Origin of the sequence: Streptomyces sp. NPDC051776 (assembly GCF_040681345.1) — a bacterium.
GTDB lineage: Bacteria > Actinomycetota > Actinomycetes > Streptomycetales > Streptomycetaceae > Streptomyces.
Genome location: NZ_JBFAYQ010000123.1, coordinates 1 through 4,080, shown reverse-complemented (window position 1 = coordinate 4,080; position 4,080 = coordinate 1). Strand labels below are relative to the sequence as shown.

At 68.1% G+C, this 4,080-nt stretch carries 3 protein-coding genes and 2 pseudogenes; 3 read left to right on the top strand and 2 right to left on the bottom strand.

Features of this window, described 5'->3' with window-relative positions; translation table 11 throughout:
- Nucleotides 1-116: 116 nt before the first annotated feature.
- A pseudogene (locus AB0M26_RS31430) lies at nt 117-242 on the bottom strand (cysteine hydrolase); the annotation flags it as partial.
- A gap of 595 nt (nt 243-837) precedes the next feature.
- Between AB0M26_RS31430 and AB0M26_RS31425 the strand changes: the two are divergent.
- The 3 genes from AB0M26_RS31425 to AB0M26_RS31415 are packed head-to-tail and all read left to right on the top strand — an operon-like array spanning nt 838 to nt 3,373.
- On the top strand, nt 838-1,482 hold the full coding sequence (locus AB0M26_RS31425) for a diguanylate cyclase (protein WP_365266348.1): 645 nt from the start codon (nt 838-840) through the stop codon (nt 1,480-1,482).
- Between the two features lie 5 nt (nt 1,483-1,487).
- Nucleotides 1,488-2,477, top strand: a complete 990-nt coding sequence (locus AB0M26_RS31420; protein ID WP_365266346.1) for an SMP-30/gluconolactonase/LRE family protein — start codon at nt 1,488-1,490, stop codon at nt 2,475-2,477.
- A gap of 56 nt (nt 2,478-2,533) precedes the next feature.
- Nucleotides 2,534-3,373 (top strand): alpha/beta hydrolase, encoded by an 840-nt coding sequence (locus AB0M26_RS31415; RefSeq protein WP_365266343.1) that lies wholly within the window; start codon nt 2,534-2,536, stop codon nt 3,371-3,373.
- A 223-nt stretch (nt 3,374-3,596) separates the two neighbouring features.
- Here AB0M26_RS31415 and AB0M26_RS31410 read toward each other — a convergent pair.
- A pseudogene (locus AB0M26_RS31410) lies at nt 3,597-3,982 on the bottom strand (LLM class F420-dependent oxidoreductase); the annotation flags it as partial.
- Nucleotides 3,983-4,080 lie beyond the last annotated feature (98 nt).

Genomic DNA, 4,080 nt, shown 5'->3' with positions numbered 1-4,080 from the left:
CAAGACCCCGGAGAGCTACCTTGCCGGCCTACACCTCCGCGCCTCGATGATCTGGATCAAGGACCTCACGCGAGCCACCCCTTGATCACGACCAAGATGACGTCCGCCCCGCGTTCCCGGGCTCGATGGATCAGCCTGCGCATTCCGGGAAGCGCTTCCCGGACCGAGGGGACCAACAACTCGGCGTCGGCGTGCTCGTATGTGTTGATCATGTCGATGACGACGAGGGCGGTCTTCGTCATGAATGAACCAGCCTCCATGGGCGGGTGTGGCCGGCGAGAGCCCGGCCCGTCCTTGCCGGCGCTTCCTCGGAGCGTTGTCTCGGCCCGCGTATCCCGCGGTCATCGGTCCTGCGCACCCTGTGCCGGAGGTGCTGAATACCGCGAGACCGTCATTCCCACCATGCCTCAATCCAGTGGCGTCCGAATCCCGGCGCACCTCCTCCCTGCTGGACAGCCAGGGGAATCGACGGCTTGGAATGGACGGAATTCGCCCTCCCCCTTTGTTGAAGGTTTGAACACGGCGAAAAGGAGGTCCATCGGCAAGAAGGCCATCTGCTCTTCGCAGCCGAGCAGGCCTTCCGTCCGGCCCCGGGGAATGGTTCGCGGCACCGTCGGGTAGGCGTGGACGGGCGGCCCGCGGCGATTCCGGGCGGCGGTCGACCGGGATCCCAAGCGTGTGGGTCGCAGCCCGAGAACCGAATCGCAGATCCGATCGGAGAGCAGGCGAGGGCTGGACACGCCCCGCTCCGCCCGGCTCGCCCGGACAGCCCGCAGCCGAGTGGCGGCGCCCCTTCGTCGGGGCACACATCATCGGCCGAAAGGATTGGGAGACATGATGGCGTTTCTTCGCGGCCCGGTTGCCCGAGCGTGGAGGGGCTGGCGGCAGCCACGCAACCTGTCCGTCCCCCGCAACGCGTCGAGTGTGGAGGACACCAATCGGCGGTTCCTGCTATACGGCGTGATGCCTCTGTGGTTCGTCCCTGCGGTGGCGGACTGGGTGATGCACCGCAAGACCCGTATCGAGGACACCAGCGGAACGAGGGAGTCCGCCGTGCATGCGCTGATGATGACCGAGGCCGGCATCCCGGTCACGATGGGCCTGCTCGCCCGCGTGAACCCACTCGTGCTCACGGTCATGGGCGGGGCGGCCGCTGCCCACGGCGCGACGGCTCTGTGGGACGTCAGCCTCGCGACGGAGGAGCGCGAGGTGAAGCCGGTGGAACAGCACATCCACAGCTTTCTCGAGGTCCTGCCGCTCGCGGCGCTGGCCTTCACCTGCTGTCTGCACTGGGACGAGGCGCGAGCCGCGTTGACGGGTCGACGGAACCCCGGCGACTGGAAGCTCCTCCCCAAGGAACACCCGTTGTCCGCCCGATACCTCACGGGCATCGGGCTGGCGATCGGAGCGTTCGTCGCGCTGCCCTACGCGGAGGAGATGACGCGGTGCGTGCGTGCAGTCAGGGCACGCAGGGGGGCGTGAGCACTATGTCAGGCCGATACGAGCGGGGGAGGGAGCGGCCTCTGCCGTCGCCGCACGTCATCGCCCCCGACGCCGACGGCCCGGAGGATGTCCAGGTGGACTCGTCCGGCCGGGTCCTGGCCGGGTTGGCAGACGGCAGGATCGTGCGGCTCACCCTCAACGCAGCCGGCGGGCTGGACCGTTATGAAGTTCTCGCGCGCACCGGGGGAAGACCCCTGGGCCTCGAGGTTGCCGCCGATGGTGGGCTGTTGGTCTGCGACGCCCGGCGTGGCCTGCTGCGGGTCGACCCGCAAGCGGGCTCGGTACGGGCACTGGTCGAGGAGGTGGACGGTCTTCCGCTCCGGTTCTGCAGCAATGTCGCCGCGGCGCGCGATGGCACGGTGTACTTCACGGTCTCCAGCCGCCGCTACGGTCTGGAGGGCTGGCTCGGCGACATCCTCGAACACACGGGATCCGGCCTGCTGGCGCGTCTCCGGCCGGGTGGCGAGCCGGAAGTTCTGCTCGGTGGGCTGCAGTTCGCCAATGGCGTGGCGCTCGCTCCGGACGAGACGTTCGTCGTCGTTGCAGAAACCGGCGCTTACCGGCTGACCCGCTTCTGGCTCTCCGGGCCCGAGGCCGGCCGGAGCGACACCTTCCTCGGCGGACTGCCGGGCTTCCCCGACAACATGTCGAGAACTGACGAGGGCCTGTTCTGGATCGCCCTCGCGGGACCAAGGGATGCGGCCGTGGACTGGCTCAGCCGCAGATCCGGAACGGCCCGGCGGGTTGCCGGCGCCGCTGGGGCCATGGTCACCGGGCTCAGGGCGGTAGCCCGACCACGCCCGACGGTGAGGGTCTTGGCGGTCGACTCCGAGAGCCGGATCGTGCACGACCTGGTTCTCCATCGCTCGCCGTACCGCATGGTCACCAGCGTCTGCGCGTTCAGGGGCGGGCTGGTCCTCGGAAGCCTGTACGAACGCGGCATCGCAGTCTGTGACCGGCTTCCGGCAGGGTGACCGAGGGGGTATCGACGTGTCCTCGTCGGCCATGACCCCACAGAGGAGAGATGCCAGTGTGTGAGTGGACGCTGGGCCACAGCTACGACAGCCGCCTGGGAGAGGTCCGGTGGGACCGGCTGGGCGATCCGGGTGCTGAGCCTCTCGTCCTGCTGCACGGCACGCCGTTCTCCTCGTTCATCTGGCGTGATGTGGCCCGCGCGCTGTCCGGCAGCCGCTTGGTGTACGTCTTCGACATGCCGGGTTACGGCTCCTCGGCCATGTCCGAGCGACAGGACCTGTCGCTGGAAGCACTGGCGGGGGTTTTCACCGAACTGCTCGGGTACTGGGAGCTGACCCGCCCCGATGTCGTCGCGCACGATTCCGGCGGTGCCGTCGCGCTCGGCGCGCACGTGGACCGTGGAATCCCCTACCGGAGCCTGGCCCTGGTCGATGCGGTGTCGCTGTCACCGTGGGGCAGCGAGTTCTTCGCACTGGTGGGGCGGCACACGGAGGTGTTCTGTCAACTGCCGGATCAGCTGCACCGGATGTTGCTCCGCAGTTACGTCTCAACGGCCAGTTCCCCCGGTCTGCGCCCAGGCGTCCTGGACGCCCTGACGGCGCCGTGGCTCGGCGCGGACGGGCAGGCAGCCTTCTACCGTCAACTCGCCCAGCGGCGAGCCGACGAGACCTACACCGACCGCATCCAGAGTGGGTACGCCGCCATCGATGCGCCCGTCCTGGTGTGCTGGGGGGCGGATGACACCTGGGTCCCCGCCGAACGCGGCCGTGAACTCGCCGACATCGTCGTCGGCTCCCGACTCCACATCATCGAGGCCGCGGGTCACCTGCTACCCGAGGACCGCCCCGCCGAACTCACCGCCATTTTCCTCGCCTTCCTGCAAGACGTCGCTTGAGTTCGCCGGACGCCCAGTCGGGGGTGCCTCGATGTCCTTCGTCGAGCGAGGTGTGGGCCTCTGGGACCGACATCCATGTGACGTCATCTGCGGCGCATGGCCACCGCCCGTGACCGTCAAACCGGTTGATCAGCCGCTCGACTTCGTACGTGCGGGCAAAGCGTGCCGCATGGAAACCGGGGGATCTGCCGATGTCTCCGTCACGGCGTAGGCGGTGGGCCGGTCATGAATGGTGTCCTTGGGCGGCGGTCAGCAGGGGCAGAACCCGCGTGCGGTAGAAGTCGAAGAAGCCGCGCTGGTCGGAACCGATCTGATTGACGTACACGGTGTCGAAGCCCGCGTCGACGAAGGCACGGATCGCGGCCGCGTGTTCCTCCGGATCGTCGCCGCAGGGTATGGACTCCGTTGCCCGCTCCGGAGTCACCAGTTGGGTCACCTGTTCAAGGTGTGCGGGGGTCGGAAGCACCTGTCCGAGTTCTCCGGGCAGCGCCTCGGTCGGCCACAGCCGATGCACGGTGCGGACGCTTCCTCACGGTCGGAGGACCAGGACACCTTGAGTCCGCCCCGCACCTTCCTCGTTCCGCCACCGCTCTTGCGGAAGCGCGTTACGGCCTAGTACTCCAGTCTGACTTCGCGATCTTGTGGCGAACCCGGCTGGGAACGGGTACGGCCATCGCGTGATCATCGGTTGGTGTGTGGACAAACGA

What these genes read in the sequence shown, in the direction of transcription:
- AB0M26_RS31425 (WP_365266348.1), top strand. Translation starts at nt 838, where the DNA reads ATGGCGTTTCTTCGCGGCCCGGTTGCCCGAGCGTGGAGGGGCTGGCGG.
- AB0M26_RS31420 (WP_365266346.1), top strand. Translation starts at nt 1,488, where the DNA reads ATGTCAGGCCGATACGAGCGGGGGAGGGAGCGGCCTCTGCCGTCGCCG.